19 protein-coding genes, 1 riboswitch and 1 other annotated feature are annotated in these 22,765 nt (G+C 37.4%); of the genes, 2 read left to right on the top strand and 17 right to left on the bottom strand.

Going from position 1 to position 22,765, the window contains the following annotated elements:
* Positions 1–500 precede the first annotated feature (500 nt).
* The 3 genes from MHI04_RS02410 to MHI04_RS02400 form a co-directional block, all read right to left on the bottom strand.
* Complete coding sequence (locus MHI04_RS02410; RefSeq protein WP_036117422.1) at positions 501–1,295, bottom strand: ABC transporter ATP-binding protein; 795 nt, start codon at positions 1,293–1,295, stop codon at positions 501–503.
* Complete coding sequence (locus MHI04_RS02405) at positions 1,288–2,316, bottom strand: ABC transporter permease (protein WP_036117424.1); 1,029 nt, start codon at positions 2,314–2,316, stop codon at positions 1,288–1,290. Before MHI04_RS02405 ends, MHI04_RS02410 begins: the two co-directional genes overlap by 8 nt.
* A gap of 84 nt (positions 2,317–2,400) precedes the next feature.
* Complete coding sequence (locus MHI04_RS02400; protein WP_036117426.1) at positions 2,401–3,423, bottom strand: ABC transporter substrate-binding protein; 1,023 nt, start codon at positions 3,421–3,423, stop codon at positions 2,401–2,403.
* Between the two features lie 320 nt (positions 3,424–3,743).
* Positions 3,744–3,788, top strand: a riboswitch (PreQ1 riboswitch).
* Positions 3,789–3,794: 6 nt separating this feature from the next.
* On the opposite strand from MHI04_RS02400, the gene MHI04_RS02395 reads away from it, so the two are divergent.
* Together MHI04_RS02395 and trpB are read left to right on the top strand one after the other, a co-directional pair.
* On the top strand, positions 3,795–4,277 hold the full coding sequence (locus MHI04_RS02395; RefSeq protein ID WP_036117427.1) for a QueT transporter family protein: 483 nt from the start codon (positions 3,795–3,797) through the stop codon (positions 4,275–4,277).
* 71 nt (positions 4,278–4,348) lie between these two features.
* Positions 4,349–4,548 (top strand) — a binding site (T-box leader).
* Positions 4,549–4,606: 58 nt separating this feature from the next.
* Positions 4,607–5,770 (top strand): tryptophan synthase subunit beta, encoded by a 1,164-nt coding sequence (gene trpB, locus MHI04_RS02390; protein WP_036117429.1) that lies wholly within the window; start codon positions 4,607–4,609, stop codon positions 5,768–5,770.
* Positions 5,771–5,965: 195 nt separating this feature from the next.
* Here trpB and MHI04_RS02385 read toward each other — a convergent pair whose 3' ends face one another.
* The 14 genes from MHI04_RS02385 to MHI04_RS02320 all read right to left on the bottom strand — a co-directional run bounded on the left by MHI04_RS02385 (position 5,966) and on the right by MHI04_RS02320 (position 22,762).
* Complete coding sequence (locus MHI04_RS02385) at positions 5,966–6,919, bottom strand: L-threonine 3-dehydrogenase (RefSeq protein WP_141903905.1); 954 nt, start codon at positions 6,917–6,919, stop codon at positions 5,966–5,968.
* 351 nt (positions 6,920–7,270) lie between these two features.
* Complete coding sequence (locus MHI04_RS02380) at positions 7,271–8,941, bottom strand: methyl-accepting chemotaxis protein (RefSeq protein ID WP_271912321.1); 1,671 nt, start codon at positions 8,939–8,941, stop codon at positions 7,271–7,273.
* 500 nt (positions 8,942–9,441) lie between these two features.
* Complete coding sequence (locus tag MHI04_RS02375; RefSeq protein WP_342504150.1) at positions 9,442–10,422, bottom strand: BadF/BadG/BcrA/BcrD ATPase family protein; 981 nt, start codon at positions 10,420–10,422, stop codon at positions 9,442–9,444.
* 12 nt (positions 10,423–10,434) lie between these two features.
* Positions 10,435–11,436, bottom strand: a complete 1,002-nt coding sequence (locus MHI04_RS02370) for an asparaginase (RefSeq protein WP_058843633.1) — start codon at positions 11,434–11,436, stop codon at positions 10,435–10,437.
* Positions 11,437–11,454: 18 nt separating this feature from the next.
* Positions 11,455–12,606, bottom strand: a complete 1,152-nt coding sequence (locus MHI04_RS02365; RefSeq protein ID WP_342504151.1) for an ROK family transcriptional regulator — start codon at positions 12,604–12,606, stop codon at positions 11,455–11,457.
* A gap of 14 nt (positions 12,607–12,620) precedes the next feature.
* Positions 12,621–13,502 carry a sugar phosphate isomerase/epimerase family protein gene (locus MHI04_RS02360; RefSeq protein ID WP_342504152.1) on the bottom strand — a complete coding sequence of 294 codons (882 nt, stop codon included), beginning with the start codon at positions 13,500–13,502 and terminating at the stop codon, positions 12,621–12,623.
* Between the two features lies 1 nt (position 13,503).
* Entirely contained in the window at positions 13,504–14,562 is a 1,059-nt protein-coding gene (locus MHI04_RS02355) for a Gfo/Idh/MocA family oxidoreductase (protein ID WP_058843630.1), read from the bottom strand.
* 13 nt (positions 14,563–14,575) lie between these two features.
* Positions 14,576–15,454, bottom strand: a complete 879-nt coding sequence (locus MHI04_RS02350; protein ID WP_058843629.1) for a sugar phosphate isomerase/epimerase family protein — start codon at positions 15,452–15,454, stop codon at positions 14,576–14,578.
* Between the two features lie 17 nt (positions 15,455–15,471).
* Positions 15,472–16,437: a dipeptide ABC transporter ATP-binding protein gene (locus MHI04_RS02345; RefSeq protein WP_342504153.1), complete on the bottom strand. Its 966-nt coding sequence runs from the start codon at positions 16,435–16,437 to the stop codon at positions 15,472–15,474.
* Complete coding sequence (locus MHI04_RS02340) at positions 16,430–17,422, bottom strand: ABC transporter ATP-binding protein (protein ID WP_342504154.1); 993 nt, start codon at positions 17,420–17,422, stop codon at positions 16,430–16,432. Before MHI04_RS02340 ends, MHI04_RS02345 begins: the two co-directional genes overlap by 8 nt.
* Positions 17,423–17,433: 11 nt before the next feature.
* Entirely contained in the window at positions 17,434–18,330 is an 897-nt protein-coding gene (locus tag MHI04_RS02335) for an ABC transporter permease subunit (protein ID WP_342535318.1), read from the bottom strand.
* 13 nt (positions 18,331–18,343) lie between these two features.
* Positions 18,344–19,267, bottom strand: a complete 924-nt coding sequence (gene nikB / locus MHI04_RS02330; protein ID WP_058843625.1) for a nickel ABC transporter permease — start codon at positions 19,265–19,267, stop codon at positions 18,344–18,346.
* 68 nt (positions 19,268–19,335) lie between these two features.
* On the bottom strand, positions 19,336–20,919 hold the full coding sequence (locus tag MHI04_RS02325) for a glutathione ABC transporter substrate-binding protein (protein ID WP_058843624.1): 1,584 nt from the start codon (positions 20,917–20,919) through the stop codon (positions 19,336–19,338).
* Positions 20,920–21,409: 490 nt separating this feature from the next.
* Entirely contained in the window at positions 21,410–22,762 is a 1,353-nt protein-coding gene (locus MHI04_RS02320) for an aspartate aminotransferase family protein (protein ID WP_342504453.1), read from the bottom strand.
* Between the last annotated feature and the right edge of the window lie 3 nt (positions 22,763–22,765).

The following is a 22,765-nucleotide window of genomic DNA, read 5'->3' as shown; positions in this document are numbered from 1 at the left end:
TCACTTCTCAGCAAGTGAGACTTTTTTATTGTGATAAAGTTTATCAATCGTTTTTATTACCCTAAATAAAAAACATTCAAACTAGTGCATGAGCGTTATATATATTGTTGAAAAAAATAATATCACCTGCGGAAAGTGACATTCTGGCAATGCGAGGGGTTAATCTCCGTTCCGCCAGCTTCCGATAGCCCCGCTTCACTCGCTCCAGCTTCTCCTATATGACGCTAAATCCCCTAGGAGTGACGCCGGCTCCACTCCAATCAACTATTCTGCAAATGTGTCTTTTCATTTTCTTTCATACTAACAGTAGTGAACCCCTTTGCTCAATTTATGGGTTGGAGTGGAAGGCTACTTGACTCCCGTGGGATAGATCGGCATTCCCCCCACAGGAAATCAAGTAGCCTGCAACGGACATTCATTTTCACCATTGACAAAAATGCTATTGATGGATTTTTTAACACTATAAAAAACGCCCATACAAGTGTATGAGCGTTTTGTCATTAACCTAATAAAGCGCGGTCTGAATTCATTTTTTCCCCACGAATGCGTTCAAATTCGGCCATTAAATCTGGGATCGTTAATTCATGCTTACGGTCTTCAGCAACCTCTAAAATAATTTGGCCTTTGTCCATCATAATAAGACGATTCCCTAAATCCAAAGCTTGTTGCATATTGTGCGTTACCATTAATGTCGTTAACTGATCTTTTTCAACTAAATACTTCGTAATACGGGTAATTAATTCTGCACGTGATGGATCAAGTGCAGCCGTATGCTCATCCAGCAATAAAATAGAGGGCTTTGTGAAAGTAGCCATTAACAGTGACAATGCTTGCCGTTCCCCACCTGAAAGTAAGCCTACTTTTGCAGAAAGCCGATCTTCCAGATTTAAACCAAGCATTTCTAATGATTCTTTGAACAAGGTACGACGCTTTTTGTCCACACCGATGTGCAGTCCTCTACCCTTATTTCGTGAATAGGCCAGTGCTAAGTTTTCTTCAATTGTCATCGTAGGAGCTGTTCCCGCCATTGGGTCTTGGAACACACGACCAATGTATTGAGAGCGTTTATATTCAGGCAAATTCGTGACATCATTACCATCAATAGAAACTGTGCCAAAATCAGGTGTTAAGGCGCCTGAAATCATATTCATCATCGTTGATTTCCCTGCACCGTTACTACCAATGATTGTCACAAAATCACCTGGCTTTAAGTGTAGATTAATCTCTGCTAGTGCAATTTTTTCATCTGGTGTTCCTTCATTAAACACCTTATTAATACCATGTAATTTAAGCAAGACCTTTTCCTCCTTGCTCTACTGTTTTTACTCGTGACAGCTCTGCAGCACGCTTCGCCTTACGTTTACGTTCCTTACTCTTATTGATAAATTGTGGTAAGATCAGCGCCAAAATAACGATGATAGCCGTAATTAATTTCATATCTCCTGAATCAAGGAAATCTACACGTAATGCTAATGCTAAAATAATACGGTAAATGATAGCTCCTGCAATGACTGCAAAAGTTGTACGGATAATGGTCTTTGTCCCAAAAATAGCTTCACCAATAATAACCGATGCAAGACCGATGACAATCATACCAATCCCCATACTAACATCGGAGAACTTCGAATATTGTGCGATTAAAGCTCCAGAAAATGCGACAAGCGCATTGGAAAGTCCAAGCCCTAAAATGATAAGTGTATCTGTATTTGCAGAGAAGCTACGAATCATTCGTTTATTATCACCAGTTGCTCGGATAGCTAGCCCGACCTCAGTCTTCAAGAACCAGTCTGCTATTAACTTAATTAAAATCGTGATGATTAATACGACTATCAGCACACTCCATGTATTTGGTACATGCTGAAAGCCCATGCCTTTTAATAGGTTATTGAGAGCAGCATCGATCCCTAAATCACTCCAAAATGCTTGAAACTTTGAAAAAATCGTTTCTGAGTTTAGTAGTGGAATATTCGGGCGACCTATCGTATTTTCTGCAGTTAACCCCATGATGCGCAGGTTAATCGAGTATAACGCAATCATCATTAAAATCCCTGATAATAGTGGATTAATCTTTCCTTTCGTGTGAAGAATTCCTGTCATACATCCAGCAATAAATCCAGCAACAATTGCCACTAAAGTCGCTAAGATTGGGGAGTAGCCAAGCAAAATCATTGTTGCTGCAGTTGCCGCCCCTGTTACAAAGCTTCCATCAACCGTTAAATCCGGAAAATCTAACACCCGAAACGTTAAATATACACCAAGTGCCATAATTGCATAGATGATTCCTTGCTCCACTGCGCCAAATAATGCTAAAAACATCGTTGAATCATCTCCTAAATCTTTTTATTATTTCTACTGCTTATAAATGAAGATAAAGCGGGGATAGTTCTCCCCCGCTTCCATTTATTTTTCTAGAAGTTCTGCACCCCAAGAATCTTTTATTTCAATTCCTAAATCGTCCGCTACTTTTTTATTGATTAATAGTTTCAGATTTTGTGGATATTGTGCTGGCGTCTCGGCAGGTGTTGCTTCACCTTTTAAAATTTTCACAGCCATTTGACCAGCCTCGTAACCGATATCGAAATATTCAAAACCATAAGCAGCTAAACCGCCTCGTGCAACAGAATCTAGCTCTCCCACAACAAGTGGTAATTCATTTGTATTAGCAACATCAATAACAGACTCTAAAGCAGAAACTACTGTATTATCAGTAATAATATAGAAAGCCTCTACCTTACCAATTAGTGATTCTGTTGCTTGTTTTACATCTGCCGAAGTAGATGCTGACGCTTCTACTACTGTTAAGCCTTGTTCATCCATCACCTTTTTCACTTCTTTAACTTGTGCAACAGAGTTTTGCTCACCAGCATTGTAGACCATCCCTACTTTTTTGGCGCCAAGCTCTTTTAGGAATGCGACTGTTTTAGAAATCGTTTCAGGATGTAAATCAATTGTTCCTGTAACATTTTTTCCTGGCTTCTCCATTGATTCGATTAACTGTGCACCAACAGCATCTGTGACAGATGTGAAGATAATTGGAATATCACTTGTGGCTGTTGCCGCTGCTTGTGCAGAAGGTGTGGAGTTAGCAAAAATTAAATCTACGTTTGCACTTACTAGATTGTTAGCAATCGTTGTGTTAAGACTGTTATCTCCTTGTGCAATTTGTGGATCGTAGTCTACTTTTAAGCCAGCATCTTCAATTGCCTTTTTAAAGCCTTCCGTTGCTGCGTTTAATGATGGATGCTCTACAATTTGAGTAATCCCGATTTTATATGTTTTATCCTCTGTATTCCCGCTCTCACTTGCATTGTTTGATTCATTCCCTTTTGAATCTGTTGAACTAGATCCGCTACTACCGCAAGCAGCAAGTAGTAACACTAATCCAAAAAGAAGGAATGAAAGCTTTTTTACACTGTTCTTCACAAATAATCCCCCCGATTATATTCTCAATATCTATCACACTTTATCCAAACAAAGTGTGAATGTATCGCTATATTATCGTTATTATCAAGCTCCGTCAACAACATTATGAATGTTCTGACTTTTAAAACTCACGAAACATTTTAGTTTTTCATTCAATTCGCCGCTTTAAACCGCTAAACTACGCTATTTTAGTTAATTGCTTTCTTTTTAAAAAATAGTAAAAAATATTTATGACAATTTTACGAAGTGTGTCATATAGACAAAAAGTCTGACATTTGACTTCTGCTAGATATCTATAATAAAATATTATCTTGTGTGAAAGCACCGTGGTTCGTAACCATCCCACGCAAAAAAACTAAGGAGAAATGAATATGAAGATAAAATTTTTAGCAGCAAGTGGTATTATTGCAGCGCTATATATTGCGGTGACAATGCTTGTTGCACCGTTTGGTTTTACAGAGGTACAATTCCGTGTATCTGAAATGTTTAACCATTTGGTTGCCTTTAACCCACGCTTTGCCGTAGGGATCATTATTGGTGTATTGATCTCTAATCTATTTTCACCACTTGGCATTTACGATTTAGTGTTTGGTGTTGGTCATTCGATGATTACACTTGGACTGTTCATTTTAATCTGTAAATATGTCAAAAATATTTGGGCACGTTTAATTATTAATACATTATTATTTACTTGCACAATGTTTATTATTGCCTTCGAGTTGAATTTGGCCTTAGAACTACCATTCTTCTGGACTTGGCTAACAGTGGCGGCAGGTGAATTTGTTGTGTTAGCTGTTGGTGCACCGATTATGTATGCACTCAATAAACGCCTTCACTTTCATCATTTGATTTAACAGACGAGTCTTTTTAGATTCGTCTTTTTTTCTTGACACTATTCTGAAAATAAACTACAATTCTTTCTAATATAAATGCAAGGAAGAAGAGTAGTAGCAAGCATGGTTACTTTCAGAGAGCTGGTGAATGGTGCAAACCAGTAGTAGATACTTGTGAATGGACTTCAGAGCAGCCTTATTAAATGTAAGGCCGATTCACTCCCCGTTATCGGAGTAAGAAAGCGCGCAAAAATTGCGAATGAAGGTGGCACCACGGTTACTCGTCCTTTTTAAGAGGATTAGAGTGGCTTTTTTTTATGGAAAAATTAGCATAGAGGAGTCGAGTAAAGATGAGTAAAGTAGTAGAGAAAAAAGGTTATTTCGGAGAATTTGGCGGAAGCTTTGTTCCAAAGGAGCTTCAAAATGTCTTAACTATTCTAGATGAGCATTTCCAAAAGTTTAAAGATGATGAAGAATTTAAAAAAGAATTGGATTACTATTTCCGTGAGTATGTTGGTCGTAAATCCCCACTTTATTTTGCAGAAAATTTAACAAAGCAATTGGGTGGCGCAAAAATTTATTTAAAACGTGAAGATCTTAACCATACAGGCTCACATAAAATTAATAATGTATTGGGACAGATTTTACTAGCCAAACGTATGGGGGCAAATCGCGTTATTGCCGAAACAGGTGCAGGTCAACATGGTGTAGCAACTGCGACTGCTTGTGCCATGTTTGGAATGGATTGCACTATTTATATGGGCTTAGAGGATACAAAACGTCAAGCATTGAACGTGTTTCGCATGGAGCTTCTTGGCGCGAAAGTCGTAGCGGTTGATAAAGGACAGGGTCGCCTAAAGGATGCAGTTGATGAAGCATTCGCTGACTTAGTCGAAAACTATGAAACAACGTTTTACTTATTAGGTTCAGCAGTTGGGCCACATCCCTTCCCATCAATGGTTAAACACTTCCAATCTGTGATTAGTCGCGAAAGTCGTGAACAGATTTTAGAAAAAGAAGGAAAGCTACCCGCAGCGATCCTTGCCTGTGTTGGCGGTGGCAGTAATGCCATTGGAGCATTTGCAGACTACATTGCAGATGAACAGGTTCGTCTTATTGGAATAGAGCCAGATCAAGCTGCTACATTAAACGAAGGTTCGCCCGGAGAGCTACATGGCTTCAAATGCTTAGTATTACAGGATGCAGACGGCAATCCACTACCAACCTATTCAATAGCTGCTGGTTTAGATTACCCTGGAGCAGGTCCAGAACATAGTCATTTAAAAACAATTGGCCGTGCTGAGTATGTGACTGTGACAAACAAAGAAGTCCTTGAGGCATTTCAAGTACTTTCGAAGGTTGAAGGGATTATTCCTGCCCTTGAGAGCTCACATGCGGTCGCACATGCTCTAAAATTAGCACCAACTTTATCATCTGAAGAAAGCATTATTATTAATATCTCAGGTCGTGGTGATAAAGACGTGGAACAGGTTTTCCACATGTTAACTAAATAATTCAATAAAAGAGCGACTTCCATAAAAGGAAAGCGCTCTTTTAACTATGCCAATAATCGAGGGTATATTTCGGCAATACTATATCGAAGCTTAGCTATTTTGGTTTCATAATTTAATTAATATATTCCAACAATTCTCTTTTACAGACACATAAAAAACGGATGTAGACTAATTCTACATCCGTTCCTTTAACGATTAGGAAATTGCCTTTTTATGCAGTTTCATTTTTAGTTTTTCTAACATATCTATCGTCATTTTGGCTAAATCATACTCTGCTTTGAAGCCCCACTCTTTTTGAGCTGCGTCAATATTTAAAGAGTTTGGCCAACTGTCTGCAATCGCTTGACGCACTGGATCAACCTGATAATCCATTGTGAAATTTGGCAAATGCTTCTTGATTTCAGCTGCGATTTGTGATGGTTCAAAGCTCATCGCTGTAATATTAAAGGCATTGCGATGAACGAGCTTACTACCATCTGCCTCCATTAAATCTACAATAGCTTGTAAGGCATCTGGCATGTACATCATATCCATAAACGTACCTTCCTGAATATAAGATGTGTACTTACCTTGCTCAATTGCTTCATAGAAAATTTCTACTGCATAATCAGTTGTACCACCACCTGGAGGTGTTACATAAGAAATTAATCCAGGGAAACGTACACCACGTGTATCAACACCAAAACGATTGAAGTAATAATCGCATAATAATTCACCCGCTACCTTATTTACACCATACATAGTTGTTGGACGTTGCAAAGTATCCTGCGGTGTATCTTCCTTCGGTGTAGATGGACCAAATGCTCCAATTGAACTTGGCGTGAAAAATTGCATATTTAACTCACGAGAAACTTCCAATGCATTCATTAAACCGCCCATATTTAAATTCCAAGCTAACAATGGATTTCTTTCAGCTGTGGCTGATAGTAATGCTGCTAAATGCATCATCGTATCTGCACCAAAGTCCTTTGCTAAATCGTGCATTCTTTGTCCATCTGTCACGTCCAATATTTCAAATGGGCCCTTAGTATGTTCAAGCTTTCTAATGTCTGTAGCAAGTATATTGTCCTCTCCATAAATACCACGAAGTTTTTCTACAAGCTCAGAACCAATTTGACCAAGTGCCCCAGTAACAATAATCTTTTTCATTTCTCAAAACCTCCACATATGAACAATTGTACTTGCTGAAAGTACAAATATATATTGATAAACATTGATTTAATAACACTTTCAATGAAACTCATTATAATGTGTTCGTTTTGAAAATACAACAATTATATTAATAATATTCATTAAAAGGAACATACAATCCCTTACTTCCAGTATATGAGCACTCAAAAAATATTGTGCTACAAAAATATAAAAAATACAATTGTACACCTCAAAAATACAAAAAATTAAATCTTTCATAAACTAGTTTTGTAACCACGCAAAAAAAGAACCTTCTTTGCTAATTTCCGCAAAAAAGACTCCTTTTCAACATTATTCTTTAATATTAAATTAGATTGAAAAACGTTTAACAGCAATTTGCAAAACTTTTGATACTTTGCGCAATTCTTTAATGTAATTATGGAATTGTTGTTGAGCTGTTAATTGATCTGCTGTTAATGTAGCAACATGCTTAGTGGATACGGCATTCGTATCCGATATAGCTGTTAACATAACCGCATCCTCACTCACCTTTTGGGTGTGAGTGGCTATCTCTTGAACTGTAGCAGATACTTCCATCATATAAGGCTTGATTGTATGTACTTTTTCTAAAATTTGATCAAAACTTGTCGCTGTTTGTCCTGTTACGGCAACACCTTTTTCAGTAGCCAACAACACGCCCTCCATCATTTGTACTGCATAGCTCGAATCTAAATGGATGTTTTGTACAATGGATGTAATCGTTTGTGTTGATTGGACTGTTTGTTCCGCAAGCTTCCGCACCTCATTGGCTACAACCGCAAACCCCTTTCCATGTTCTCCTGCTCTTGCTGCTTCAATGGATGCGTTTAACGCTAGTAAGTTGGTTTGTGCTGTTATTTTTTCTATGACCTCAATCATTTGATCGATTGATGAGGCACGCTCAACCAAGTTAAAGATAGCTGTATTCGACTTTTCTACGGCCTGCTTAATGACCTGCATTTGCATTAAATTAGCCTGTACAATTTCAGTTCCACTCTCAGCATCTCTTGCTGTTTGATGCGCAAAGCTTTCCACGACCTGCACTTTTTCTAAAATGACTTGTACATCATTTAAAACTTCCTCTAAAGAAGCTGTATTGGAAGCCAATTTACTAGTAGAAGCAGCCGTTGAATCTGAAATAGATTGTACATCTTTTGCTATTTTTAACGTTGTTGTTGATGATTGCTCTGAGGATCCTTGCAATTTACCTGTCATTTCTTCTACTTCATAGGCGCTGTCCGTTACAGTATGGAGTAGGTGTTTTACCTCTGTGACCATTTGATTGTAAGACAGTACTACCTCACCAAGCTCATCATGGGCAACATAACTTGCATTCGCAGTGAAATCGCCTTGTTCTGCTCGTTTTAATAATGATTTCAATTGACGTGTTGGTACATTGACTGCCTTAGTTGCGATAAATCCTATCAGAATGACAAGCAACACCACCGCTAAGCATACGCCACCTAGTAACCAATAACCAAATTGCACATCTTGTTGATAATACTTCTGTTGATCCTTCGCTTTTTCAACCAAATAATTTTGTGTTTCTTCTAATAATGTATGGCTTTCCTGACTTATTGGTAGAAATGTTAGCGAATAGAACTGCTCTAGCTCACCTTGGTTCAATTGCTTATAACTCTCAATCAATTCTCCTTGCTTCTTCAGCAAGGATTTAAATTTTTTAATTTGATGACTCATTTTTTTATCAATTTCTTGGCTATCCAATTGCTTTAAAGGCTGTGCCATCTCTTTTAAAATAACCGTCATTTCTTGATAGTCACCCTGAGCATCTACGATAAAATCTAATTGACGCTGTGATTCTTCTAGCTCATTCAGCCAACCGATTGGGACAAGTCCCTGTGTGTAACTCTCACTTGCATGCCACGACATCTTCCTTAAATAATCCACACTAAACACACCCAGCAATACATTCGATAATACACAAACAATCATGAGTACAAGTAACTTGTCCTTCACCTTTATGAAACGGAAAAAATGCATGATCCCTGGCTCCTCCTCCAACTCTTACCAATAATGATAGTATGAAGATATAAAGCCAGTGTTATGTTTTTGTAAAGATTGCAAGAAGAATTAAGAATTTATGCCCATTATCTAGTTTTATATAGGTAATTTACCACACAAATAACTCCCTACCATTGATCCTTAATTATACTATTTCTGCCACCGTAACCTTCCATGCATTCCAAACGTTTATCGTATTAATAAAGAATGGAGGTATTATATTTGTCTCAACTCAAGAGGTTGGATGTAAGTTTAGTAGTTCATTTTCTTCTTCTAGGTGGGATTAGCTGTCTTTTTGTCCACTCCAGTAGGGTAAATTAAGCTCCTTCATCATCAATATTATCGAACATCATGCTTATGGGAATTGTTATGACTATTCATAAGTCATATAAAGGTAATATGTTTAAAGTAGAGGACTAACAAAATGCAAGTAGAGAAAAGACCTTCCTATTCTCTACTTGCTAAATTAAAAGGGGGGATTAATTAGTTAAAAACTCCTTAATACTAGCATTATATTGATCGATAAATATTTTCGCTTCATTATTAGGTAGTTTTAATGCGGCTAATGCGGCACCGCCAACTGGTAGGCTATAAGCACCCATAAAGTCATACTGATTGCTATTATTTTTATCAATGGAGGCTAATTTTTCAATAAATAACGTCAACTCATTAAAAACTCCACCAGCTAGCACGACTTTGACACGCGTATCTGAAAACGGATTTTTTTTGTAACAAGCATCTATACTTTGATAAAAAACATGGCACACTTGATCCAGAATCGTGTTCGCTACAGCATCACCTCTTTTAGCGCAATCAATGGCAATCTTACTTAAAGGAGAGATTGTATCTCTCGGATGTCCTTTTCCATAAACAATTTCAATTATTTGTGGAATGGATTGTAATTGAAAATAATTTAATACTGCGGATGTGAGGCTCGTTTCTGGTCCTCTTTTATCAAATGCTTTAAACACCGCTTTTAATGTGCGAATACCAATATCATAGCCACTGCCTTCATCATCAAAAATATAGCCCCATCCTGCCGTACGCTCAACTCTGCCAGACGAATCTATACTTAATGTAATTGCACCTGTACCAGAAATCTGTACAATGCCAGACTGACCTAATGTACCAGCATACAGCGCGTTCAACCCATCATTCGACAGTGATAATTGACAGCCTTCAGGTAATAGCGAGGTTAATAATGTGTGGGTAATTTCCTCATTATTATTTTCCGTTACGCCAGATAGTCCCGCATGGCACTTCGTAATTTGATGAAAATCATAAGGTTGTTGTCTTTTTAAATCAATTATTAGTTCTGTTATCGTCTGCGTAAATTGCTCTAAGCTCATAGATGTGGGATTACTTTTACCTGTTTCTGCTAGTGCTATAACTTGCCCACGAAATGTTGAGATTGTCGCAATTGTTTTTGTTCCACCACCGTCAATTGCCAAAACATACAAGTACCTTCACCTCTATACGATTTTAATTGTAGAAACAATTTCTCCTACTTCCTGCCCTGCGTCATTACGCACAAATGCAGGAGACAAGGCTTTAATACGCTCAATCGTTTCTTGATTTGTATACTGAATTTGTTCCAATACAGAAGCAATTACATTCGGCCACGGACTTTCTGAGCCATTCATAATTTTCAAAGCAAAACTTACTCCTTCATTTCGCAAGGCAAAACAGTATACGCCCTGTGCTCCGCCCTTCGCTACAATATTAGGATCTTTTAATAATGCTGTACAAATAAAGTTTTGAGCCGCAATAATATGATTTTCTTGATTCATGACTGCGCTAAGCTTTACTACTGCTTCACGAATTGGTAGATCATCAATTAATTCTGGCCGCGCTAGCTTTAAATAGGCTATTGCCATATTTTTTAGTGGAATGGCAAAGACTGGTGCGCCACAACCGTCTATTCCTGTATGAATTTTCCCCTCATCATATTCACTCAAATAAGCAATGTATTTTTTTATCATTTGTTGCAATGGATGGTCTGGATGATAGTAGTGCTTGAAATCATAACCGTTTGCAAGACATGCAGTTAAAAATCCTAAATGCTTGCCCGCACAATTATGAAATAATCGCCTCTTTTCGTATCCCTGTTGTATATATTGCGTTTTTGGTTCCTCATTTAATGGATATGAAGCTGCACATATTAAATCATTTTCATTAACAGGGATCTTTTCCAACAATGAGACCAGCGCCTCTTGATGATAAAATTCCCCTCTTTGTGACGCCAAAAATAAGGCACTTTCTGTTGAAGTAATCTCGTACTTTTCTATAAAATCAGTCATGAAAATTGGAATGGCTTGAAATGGTTTGGCTGCAGAACGAAAATACACAGGCTCATAATCCTGGCCAACAGAAACGAATTCTCCCTTTGTTAGATTCACAGCACTCATTTGTCCATAATGCACATTTTCCATTAATCCTGAACGATACTCCTTCAAAAATTCTGAGTAAGCCACGAATCAACCAACCTTTCTTTAAACAGACAGCAGCTGCTTTTGTGCTTGTAATGCCGCCCCTTTGACAACTCCCTCTTTTAATTGATTTGAAAACTGCAAATCAAAATAAGGCTGTAGTTCTTTCCATATATACTGTTTGCATTTTTCACTAAGTAGTTTCTGAAATGTTACATTGTGCTCAATAATTTCTCCACTGACGATGACAGCCTCTGGTTCGTATAAACAAACTAAATTATTGATGGCGATAGCTAGAAAAGTGGCTACATCTTGTTGAATATCTACTGCCCATTGCTCACCTTGATCCACACATTGTAAGATTTCTTCTATTGATTGTATATTAAGATTTTGGGGTGTTCTTTTTAGCAAAGTAACTTCTGAAATATACATCGATAAGCAACCCCTCTTACCACAGTGGCACATTTCACCAAATGGATTTATCGTAATATGACTTATCTCTCCTGCTTTATTTTGAATACCACGATACACTTCTCCGTTTAGTAATATGGCTGCTCCGATGCCTGTTCCAATGCCGACTAATATGCAATTTGAATAAAGGGGTGTATAGATATCACCGATTTCAGCAATGATTTGCATTTTTAATTCATTATCTACAATGACTTCACAACTAAAAATACCATTTAAATCTTCTCTTATATGACAGTTTTCCCATTTCAATTGCTCGGAAGAAACGATCATACCTTCTTCGTTATTAATTACTCCTGGAATCCCTATTCCAATGCCTAATAATTTTTCCTGAGCAATTTGATATTCTGTCATGATATTAACTATTGAACGTTTTAGTAGATGTACAGCTTCTTCATACTGATGCTTGATGCTGCATTTGATTTCCTGAAAAGCAATAAGTTTCCCTAAAAAATCTAATATACCAATTCGAATAGTAAAACAATCAATCTCTATCCCTATAGTGTATAAGGCGTCTCCACGCATATGAATTAATGTGGGACGTCTACCAATAGCTGTTTCTTCCGATACTCCTTCAAGAATAAAGCCTTCCGCTTCTAGCTCCTGAACGATACGGGTAATAGTCGTAGGGCTCATTTTTGTATACTTTGATAATTGAATTCTTGAAATTGGCGCCATCTGCCTGATTGCGTCAAGCACAATATATTTATTTTGTCTTCTCATTTGTACTTGATCTTGCTTTTTCAAATTTGATTCAACCCCTATTTAAACTTTTCTATGAACTGTACAGCTTCTCTGATGTCTTTTTCGGGATTTGATCTCACTTCTCGTTCAATAGTTAAATAGCCATTGTATCCGATTTCATGCAAAGCTGAAAAATAAAGCTCGAAATTGACATCCCCTTGACCTAATGGAAGTTCTCTGAAAAGCTCTCCATTTTCCACCATTTCTTCTATTTTATCATGAGATGTTCCAGAATCGTATCCTAAGTACCCATACACATCTTTTGGATTCGTTGGCTGTAATTGAATGCCATCCTTCACATGTGTATGTACAACATAATTCTTTAAAAGTTTAACGCCAGCTACAGGGTCATCATTCGTTACCATTACCATATTGGCAGGATCAAAATTAACCGATACACCATTTGTCGAAAGCTTATCTAAAAATTCCTTTAAAGTTCTACTCGTTTCTGGCCCTGTTTCAATCGCAAAGTAAGCATCTAATGATGTAGCAAATTGCCCTAATTCTTCACAGGCTTCTAGCATCGTTTGATAGATTGGATCATTCTCATTTTCAGGAATGATGCCGATATGGGTCGTAACGATCGATGTGCCAAGGTCTTTTGCTAATTGCAGAATCTCCTTCGATTTTTTTATTTTCCAGGCATTTTCATTTTTATCTTGAAAGCCGTGCCCTCCTAAATCACCACATAATGCAGAAATCTCAAGCCCTAAATCTAAAATATATTGCTTCAATTCTGCTCTTTGTGCAGCGTTTAAATGATCTGGATCTAGCTCACCTGAAACTGCGTACATCTGCACACCTTGTGCACCAACCTCTTTTGCTTTTTGCAATCCTTCACGAATAGGTAATCTAAAGCTGTCTACAATGACGCCAATCCCATTGGTCAATTTCATCATTTTAATAAACGACTTCCTTTCCTTGCATTGCAGAAATATAAATTCCCTCTAAAATTTTCATAATTTCTACTCCATCCTCCACAGGTGCAACTGAATCATATTGATGAAGACAGCAATCAACAAACGTATTGATTTCATTCTGAAAGGCTGTAGCAAAATCAAAGGTTAAATCATTAATTTGAGGATAAATATTTAAAATGGTGTTATGCTCCTCACTTACAATTTTCAACTCAGGCTCTAGTTCTGCTCCACCGTTTGTGCCATATAATTTAATACTGATTTCATCTTTTATGGCATGGAGCGTATAAGAAACGTCCACCATTAGTGATGACCCATTTTCAAATGTAATAAGAGCATTCGCTAAGTCTTCTACTGTATTTTTAGTAGCATCATAGTCTGCTGCTTTATAAAAGGATAAATTTTCAATATGATTTCTATTTCCTAATTGATTGTAGGTATGACCAGTTATACGTTTTACTTTTGGTCTACCCATTAAATACCAGCATATATCAATCACATGGACACCCAAATCAATTAATGGGCCTCCACCAGATTTATCAATCTCTGCGAACCAGCCTCCTGGATTCCCTAACCTTCTGAGGCAAGAAGCTTTAGCATAATAAATATCCCCCAATTTGTTATCGTCAATAAATTGTTTGAGTACTTTGGTATTTGTTGCAAAACGTCTTACATAGCCGACTTGAAATATTTTACGATGTTTTTCTGCAACCTTTTGAATGTTTAAAGCCTCGGCATAGGTCATGGATAAAGGCTTTTCGATAAGCACATGTAAGTCATTTTCTAAAGCAAGAATGGCTAATTCGGCATGTGTATTATTCCATGTACAAATGCTTACAGCATCTACATTTTTGTCTGCAAATAACGCTTCCTTAGAAGAAAAAACATGGGTTGCTCCAAATTGAGCAGCCTTTGCTTTGCCTCGTTCAATAGAGGCATCATACACACCATATAACTCAACCGCTGGATTTTTCATATAGGAGCCTAAATGATAATCGGAAATAGAACCTGTACCGATTACACAAACTTTTAATTTATTCATGTTCTTCCCCCCTTTAGAGCTTGCATTCGTCCCATAAACGACGCACATTATCCATCCCTATTTTTGAACCAACTTGACAATCTTCCATACCTTCAAACTCCACCACAATATAACCATCGTAGCCATAGCCTTTAACAAGCTTTATAATCTCTCGTATATTTAGATCACCATGTCCAACAATCGCTCCTCTGATGTAATTGTTATGAACAGTGCGGAACCATTCGCCATCTCCTGGATTTTCATAAAAAGGACGAATATAAAAATCTTTAAAATGCACTGTAGCAGCATAAGAAATATTTTTCATGACACCGATTAGAGGTTCTTCATCAATACATAAAAAATTTCCTACATCTAAGGTCGTTTTAAAGTTATCTCTGTTAACCGCATGAATTAATTGCTGTACACGATCACTTGTTTGAACATTAAAGCCATGATTTTCAATCGTTGTCGTGATATTAAATTGTTTCGCATAATCTGCAATCAATTGACAGCCTCTAACCATTTCATCAAAATGGTCATTGTAATAATGAATGGTTGTTTGCTCCTTTGGTAAAGTAAAGAGTGTAACGTCATGGCGCATAATGCTAATCCCCATATGATGTACTACATCAACATGTTTTTTTAAGCGTTCAACTTCTTCTAAAAAAGCTTCCTCTGTATCATGGATAAAGTTAGCAGGTAGGGAATAGGCCGATAGCTCTAATCCTAGCTCCGCTGCTTTCTTTTTAATTTGAGATGCCAGTTCATAGTTATCTACAACAGTAAATTCATAGGGCACTAATTCGACATGTTGTCCTCCGTTGTCAGCTACCCACTGTAGAACATCAAGAACATTCATTTCTCCCTGCTTCATTTTTTTGACCATACTATATGTGCTTAATCCTACTTTCATTTGTGAACACCTCTCTATTAATTGACAAAGTGACATGCAACACTTTGTTCTTCGTTCATTTTTTTCATTTCCGGAATGACTTGCTTACATATATCTGATGCAAGGGGACACCTTGTATGGAAGGTACAACCACTTGGCGGATTTTTAGGGTTTGGAATATCACCTATTAACACTTTTTTCTTTTTTCTTAACGTTGGGTCTACAATTGGTACAGAAGCAATAAGAGCTTGCGTATAAGGATGCTTAGGATCATTAAATATGGTTTCTTTTCGTCCAATTTCAACAATGGTTCCTAAATACATGACACCAATATAATGACTTATATGTTCTACAACACTTAAATCGTGAGAAATAAAGAGATAGGATATTTTAAATTCCTGCTGCAATTGCTTTAATAAATTCAAAATTTGCGATTGTATCGACACATCCAATGCAGACACAGGCTCGTCAGCAATAATTAATTTTGGTTTTGTTATTAAAGCACGTGCAATGCCTAAACGCTGTCTTTGTCCGCCACTGAACTCATGTGCATAGCGATCTGCCTGTTCAGCATTTAATCCAACCACTTCAAGCATTTCGAGTACAAGCTTTTCACGTTCAGCTTTTGAAAGTTTTGTATGAATTTCTAAAGGCTCCCCAACTAATTCCTTTACCTTCATTCTCGGATTTAATGAAGCATAGGGATCTTGAAAAATCATTTGAACAGTTCGCCTTAAATGCTTTAAGTCTGAATGTTTTGCAGTAGCTACTTCTTTTCCATCCACAACGATACTTCCACTTGTTGGTGCTATTAATCGAGTGATTAATCTGCCGGTGGTAGATTTTCCACAACCACTTTCTCCTACTAGACTAAATGTCGTACCCTCTTCTATTTCAAAGGAAACATCTATTACGGCATTAACATGTTGCCTTTTTTGAAATAGTCCACCTGCTATCTGAAAACTCTTTTTTAAATTTTCCACTTTTAAAATACTGTTAGACATTAGCTTCCACATCCTTTTTCGCATATAGCCAGCAGCTACATTGACGTGTAGCTGAAATTTTCAATGTCGGTGGACTTTCCTGATGACATATAGACATCGCATGATCACATCGTGGAGCAAATTTACAACCTTTTGGCATATTTTGCGGGGACGGCACTTGCCCATTGATAGAATCTAATACTTCTTTTTTATCTCCTATTTTAGGTACTGATGCAATTAAACCTTTTGTATACGGGTGTTTAGGGCTAGCGAATAGTTCAAAGACGTCTGCTTCCTCCACAACTTGCCCTGCATACATAACGACTACCTTATCGCACATTTCAGCAACAACCCCCAAATCATGTGTAATCAGTAAAATAGCCGTCTCATGTTCTTCCTTTAACTTTTTCATTAACTCTAATATTTGAGCTTGTATCGTTACATCTAACGCAGTAGTTGGTTCGTCAGCAATAAGTAGCTTGGGCTGACAGGCCATTGCCATAGCAATCATTACTCGCTGTCTCATTCCTCCTGATAGCTGATGCGGGTATTCATGAATGATTTCCTCTGCCCTTCCTATGCCTACACTCTTTAACATTTGGATGGCGTGATGTTTACTTTCGTTCTTTGGCAGCTTCAAATGCATTTCGATTGCTTCCATTAACTGCTTACCAATCTTTAAAACAGGATTTAAAGAAGTCATAGGCTCTTGGAAAATCATCGCCATTTGCTTACCACGAATTTTCCGAATTTCTGATTCAGACATTTTCGTTAAATCCTCTCCATTGAAATGAATAGAGCCATTCACTATTTTACCTGTAGTACCATGAAATAATTGCATGATGGATAATGACGTCAAGCTTTTTCCACTACCCGATTCTCCAACTAAGCCTAGTATCTCTCCTTTATGGATTGAAAAATTGACACCTCTTAAAATTTTGATTTCTGTTTTATCACGCGTAAAGGACGTTTCTAAGTCACTTACTCGCAATACATGTTCTGTCATAGGCATTCTCCTTAATTATTTTTAATTTTTGGATCTAATACATCTCGTAATCCATCACCTATTAAGTTAAATGCTAGTACGGTTAAAAAAATGGCAATACCCGGCATAATAACTACATGAGAAGATGTCCCTAAGTAGTCACGGCCACTGCTTAGCATAACTCCCCACTCAGGCATTTCAGGGCTGGCACCTAAGCCTAAAAAGCTCAAACTAGAAGCTGCTAAAATAGCTGTTCCGATACGCATTGTGACGAAAATAATTAATTCACTAATCGTTTCAGGGAAAATATGTTTCCACAGCACTCTGACATGCGAAGCACCCATTGATTGTGCTGCCTCTACGTATACATTTTCTTTCGCATTCAAAGTGGCACCTCGCACTAAACGTGCAAAGGATGGCACACTAAAAATCATGACAGCAATGATGACATTATTAATACCAGGACCAAGTAATGCGACAATGGCAATGGCTAACAATAAATCAGGGAATGAAAACAATACATCACAGCTACGCATGATGATTTTGTCTATCCAACCACCAAAGTAACCGCTAATTAAACCTAAAACAGTCCCCAATATTAAGCCTAAAAATACGGCACTAAAGCTCACCATCAGAGATATTTTCGCTCCCACTATCAAACGACTAAAAATATCCCGCCCATACTCGTCCGTTCCTGCCAAATGACTGGCACTTGGTCCCTCTAATAAAGCATCATAATTCGGTTCAAACGGATCGTACGGTGCGATATAAGGTCCAATAAAAGCAACTACAATTAACAATCCTATAAAGATACTTGCAAACAATGCGGCCTTTTGTTTTTTAAAGGACTTCCAAAATTCTTTAAGAGGAGAGTATTTCCTTTGTGTTTTTTGCACTTGGCTATTTTGCATAGTAGTTGGTGAAGTCATTTTATTCCCTCCCTTAAGAATCTAATTGGATTTTTGGGTTTAACACGGTATAAAGCACATCAACAATTAAATTCACTACAATAAATTCAAATGCGAATAACAGCAGTGCTGATTGAATGACAGGGTAGTCTCGAAATGCAATCGAATCGATTAGCAGACGTCCCATTCCTGGAAAGCTAAATACCGTCTCAACTACCACTGAACCCCCTAGTAGAAAACCAAATTGTAAGCCCGCTACCGTTACAACAGAAATTAAGGAATTTCGTAATGCATGCGTCACAATCACGGAATGTTCCTTTAATCCCTTTGCTCTCCCCGTTCTTATAAAATCAGCTTGTAACGTTTCAAGCATGGAAGAACGAGTAAATCGAGCGATCATTGACATAATGCCTGCCCCTAAGGTCAAGGAAGGTAAAATATAACTAGAAAAGCCATCCAATCCACCTGTTGGGAATAATCCTAGCTGTACTGAAAATAATTGAATCAACAATAGTCCCAACCAAAATCCTGGAATTGAAATACCAGAAACCGCTGTTACCATTCCAAAATAATCAGGCCATTTGTTTTTATTGATGGCTGAAAAAACGCCAATCATTAAACCAATTAATGTAGCCCAAAACATGGAGAGGAAAGTAAGGTGGAGGGAAGGCATAAACCTTGTTTTAAACATATCAATTACCGGTAATCCAGTTGTTAAGGATGTTCCAAGTTCACCCGTCAACAGATTTTTCATATAATCCACGTATTGTTTAAGAATGGGTTTATCTAAACCCAACTCATGCCGTACATTTTCAACATCTTCTAACGTGGCATCCTTACCAGCTACTAATCGTGCAGGATCACCTGGTATTAAATGGATAAACAAGAATGTTAAGATTGAAATAACAATTAATATTGGTATCATTTCAACAATTCTTTTTGCTGTATATTTCCACAAGACAACCTCCTCCTTTCTATGTTGTAGAAAAGGAATTGACCATCATCAATTCCTTTTATTGTGCAACATTACTCAACTTTTGCGTTTTTCACATCGAGTCCACCTGTTGGATTTACTAACACACCGCTGACATTTGAACGTACACCATATACGACCTCATCTACCCCTAAGAAAATCCAAGGCGTATCTTGGTAAACGATTTCCTGTAATTTTTCATACAGTTCAGCCTGACGATCTACATCTGAAATAGAATTCGCTTCATCCATTAGTTGATCTGCCTCAGGATTTTGATAATAGGCTGTGTTTGCACCATTTGGTGGGAATGATACACTATGGAAAAGAGGTTTTGTCGCATTCGTTATATCTGAAGCATAGGCTGACCAGCTCACATACCACATTTGCAATTTCGCATCATCTGGAGTTTGTGCACCGTAGATTTCATCTGACAAAGTACCTTCTTCCATTGATTTGATCTCAACTTTTACACCGATTTGGCTCAACTGTTGTTGAATAAACTGCATGCCCTTCATCGTATCTGAGTTTGTGTTCCCCCAGATTTCAATATCGAAGCCATTAGGATAGCCAGCTTCAGTCAATAATTCTTTTGCCTTTTCAATATTGTGTTCATACATTTTTTGCTGTTTATAATAAACCGTTTTGGAAGGAATAATAGAGTCTAGTGGTAAACCTAGACCTGCATTTACAACTTTTAAATAAGCTTCTTTATCTACCGCATAATTAAATGCTTGTCGTACTTTAATATCATCCAAAGGTTTCTTATACGTATTTAGCGACACATAATGAGCAATTGTAGAAGGAACTTTATTAATTTCTACATCTTTATTGTTAGAAAGCTCGTCGATATTTTGTGCTGGCACTGGATAGATCACTTGTGCATCCCCAGCTTTTAGCATTGCCACACGTGATCCGTTCTCTGGTACTGGCTTATACGTAATTTTAGAAACACGATCACCACCACCCCAATAGCCGTCGAAGTTTTCAATTGTTAAATGATCCCCTTGTACCCATTCAACAAATTTATAAGGTCCTGTACCAACAGGCTGCTTCGGAATATCAGCTAAATTTTCTTTAATCATTTTTGGGCTGATCATTTTAGCCACTCCGAAACGCGTGATCATTGGTCCGTATGGTTCTTTTAAAGTAACTTTAATTTCATAGTCACCTAGAATTTCAACTTTGCTGATTAAGCTAAAACCACGTGAATATAAACGTAAACTTTCATCATTCATGATTCGTTCAATGTTGGCTTTTACAGCCTCTGCATTAAACTGTTCCCCGTCATGGAAAGTGACCCCTTCTTGTAGCTTAAATGTATACTCCAGAGCATCTTCACTAATTGAATAATCATCAGCTAAAACCTTCATAATTTGTCCATCAGCATCGAAGCCTAGTAAACCTTCTAACATGGTCTCCTGTACAGAACTCGAATTTGTATCTCCTGTATTATGAGGATCCATGGAAATAAAGTTTTCATTTACAGCAATGACAAGTTCATTCTTTGAACTTGCTGTGTCTGATTCTGTAGTAGACTTCTCCCCAGTGTTTGATGCATTAGAATTATCTTTCTCTGCGCATGCTGCTAAAAGCAACATACATAGAATTACAAAAACCAACTTTTTAACATAATTCATCTCATCTACTCCCTTTGTAAAAATATATAAAAATATTTCTTAACACTTAAATTAAGAAATATAATTACTAAAATCACTTATTTTCTCCACTGATGAAAATAAATAGACAAAAAATAAACTATACTTTCATTACGATTAGACAATTCAATTAGAGGAAGACATGACTCTCTCAACTATTACAATTGCTTTTCATCAGAAACTATAGTTCAACCAACAACACCTATTTATTCCACTGCTGAAAATAAGTAATCAAAAAAATATTCTCTACAGGACACTTTTTACATATAATTATCAGAAAAATTAATTTTTTATTAACTATAAACTACGAAATACAATTTTTCCAGTATTTTTTTATTAAATTTCAGAATTTTATAATTATTTTTATCGAGCTATAATAAATACTGCTATCTAGCATCTGCGTTATAAAGCTTCACAAATAAAAGTTCTAAAAGCCTTTACTCCAAGGCTTTTAGAACCATATCAATATTCTTTACAGCTTATTTACACTATCCACAACCACATCGAGTATACGATCAAGATCTTCTTGTACAATATTAAGTGGTGGTGATAGCGTTAAGACATTATTAAACCCTGCAACAGTTGCTCCATTTTTTCCAATGATAACCCCTTGTTCTTTACATTTGGCAATGACAGCATTCACCTTCTCCACTGGTAAAGGTTCTTTCGAGACTTTATCTGCAACTAATTCAATCCCAATTAATAAACCTTTGCCACGCACATCTCCTACATTTGGATGATGCTGCAATTGTTGCTGCAATGTTTGTAGTGTTGCAGCGCCAATTTCCTTGGAACGCTCAAACAACGCTTCTTGCTCAAGAATTTCAATATTTTTTAATGCAACTGCACATGCCACAGGAGAGCCTCCAAATGTATTCACATGGCGGAAATAGCTGTATGCATCTGAGCCCTTAAACGCCTCATAAATTTCACGCTTCACGGCTGTTGCTGATAATGGTAAATAGGCACTTGTAATTCCTTTAGCCATCGTAATTATATCTGGCTTAACACCGTAGTTCATAAATCCAAAAGGCTTACCTGTTCGACCAAAGCCACAAATAACCTCATCCACAATCAGTAAAGCACCATGTCTTTTACACACTTCCTCAATGCCTTTTAAATAATTCTCTGGAGGCATAATGACACCGCCACCTGTAATAATAGGCTCTAAGATCATAGCTGCAATTGTGTCACTCAGTTCCCATGTCATCGTTTTATCTACAGCCTTTACACTCGCTAAATCCAATGGCGCAATAGCATCGCTTTCATGCTCACGATATTGATCAGGTGGTGCGACATGGATAAAACCTGGAGATAGTGGCTCGTATTTATATTTGCGCTCCGCCTGCCCCGTTGCCGCTAAAGCCCCAAAGGAGTTACCATGATAAGCACGGTAGCGTGAGACAATTTTATAGCGTGAGCTTTGTCCTTTTTGCTGATGGTATTGCCGAGCAATTTTAAAGGCTGTTTCATTCGCCTCTGATCCACTATTGGAGAAGAAAATAACGTAATCTCCACCAAGTAGTTCATTTAGCTTCTCAGCTAATTCCACTGCAGGCAAATGACCCTGAGATAAAGGTGCATAAGCATTTTTCATCATTTGCTCATGTGCCGCATCTGCTAACTCTTTCCGTCCATAGCCAACATTGACACACCAAAGCCCTGCCATTGCATCAATATATTCCACACCATCTGTATCCACAATTCTTGCACCATCAGACCTCTCTACTACATATGTGGCTTGCGGATTATATGGTTTCATAGAATGCCAAACATATTGCTCATCCTTGGATAATACATCACTTTTAAGATTTGTCTGTGTCATCAT

The sequence above is a fragment of the Lysinibacillus sp. FSL K6-1151 genome (genome assembly GCF_038630755.1).
GTDB classification, from domain to species: domain Bacteria; phylum Bacillota; class Bacilli; order Bacillales_A; family Planococcaceae; genus Lysinibacillus; species Lysinibacillus fusiformis_D.
This window is presented reverse-complemented; position numbering and strand designations above follow the sequence as displayed.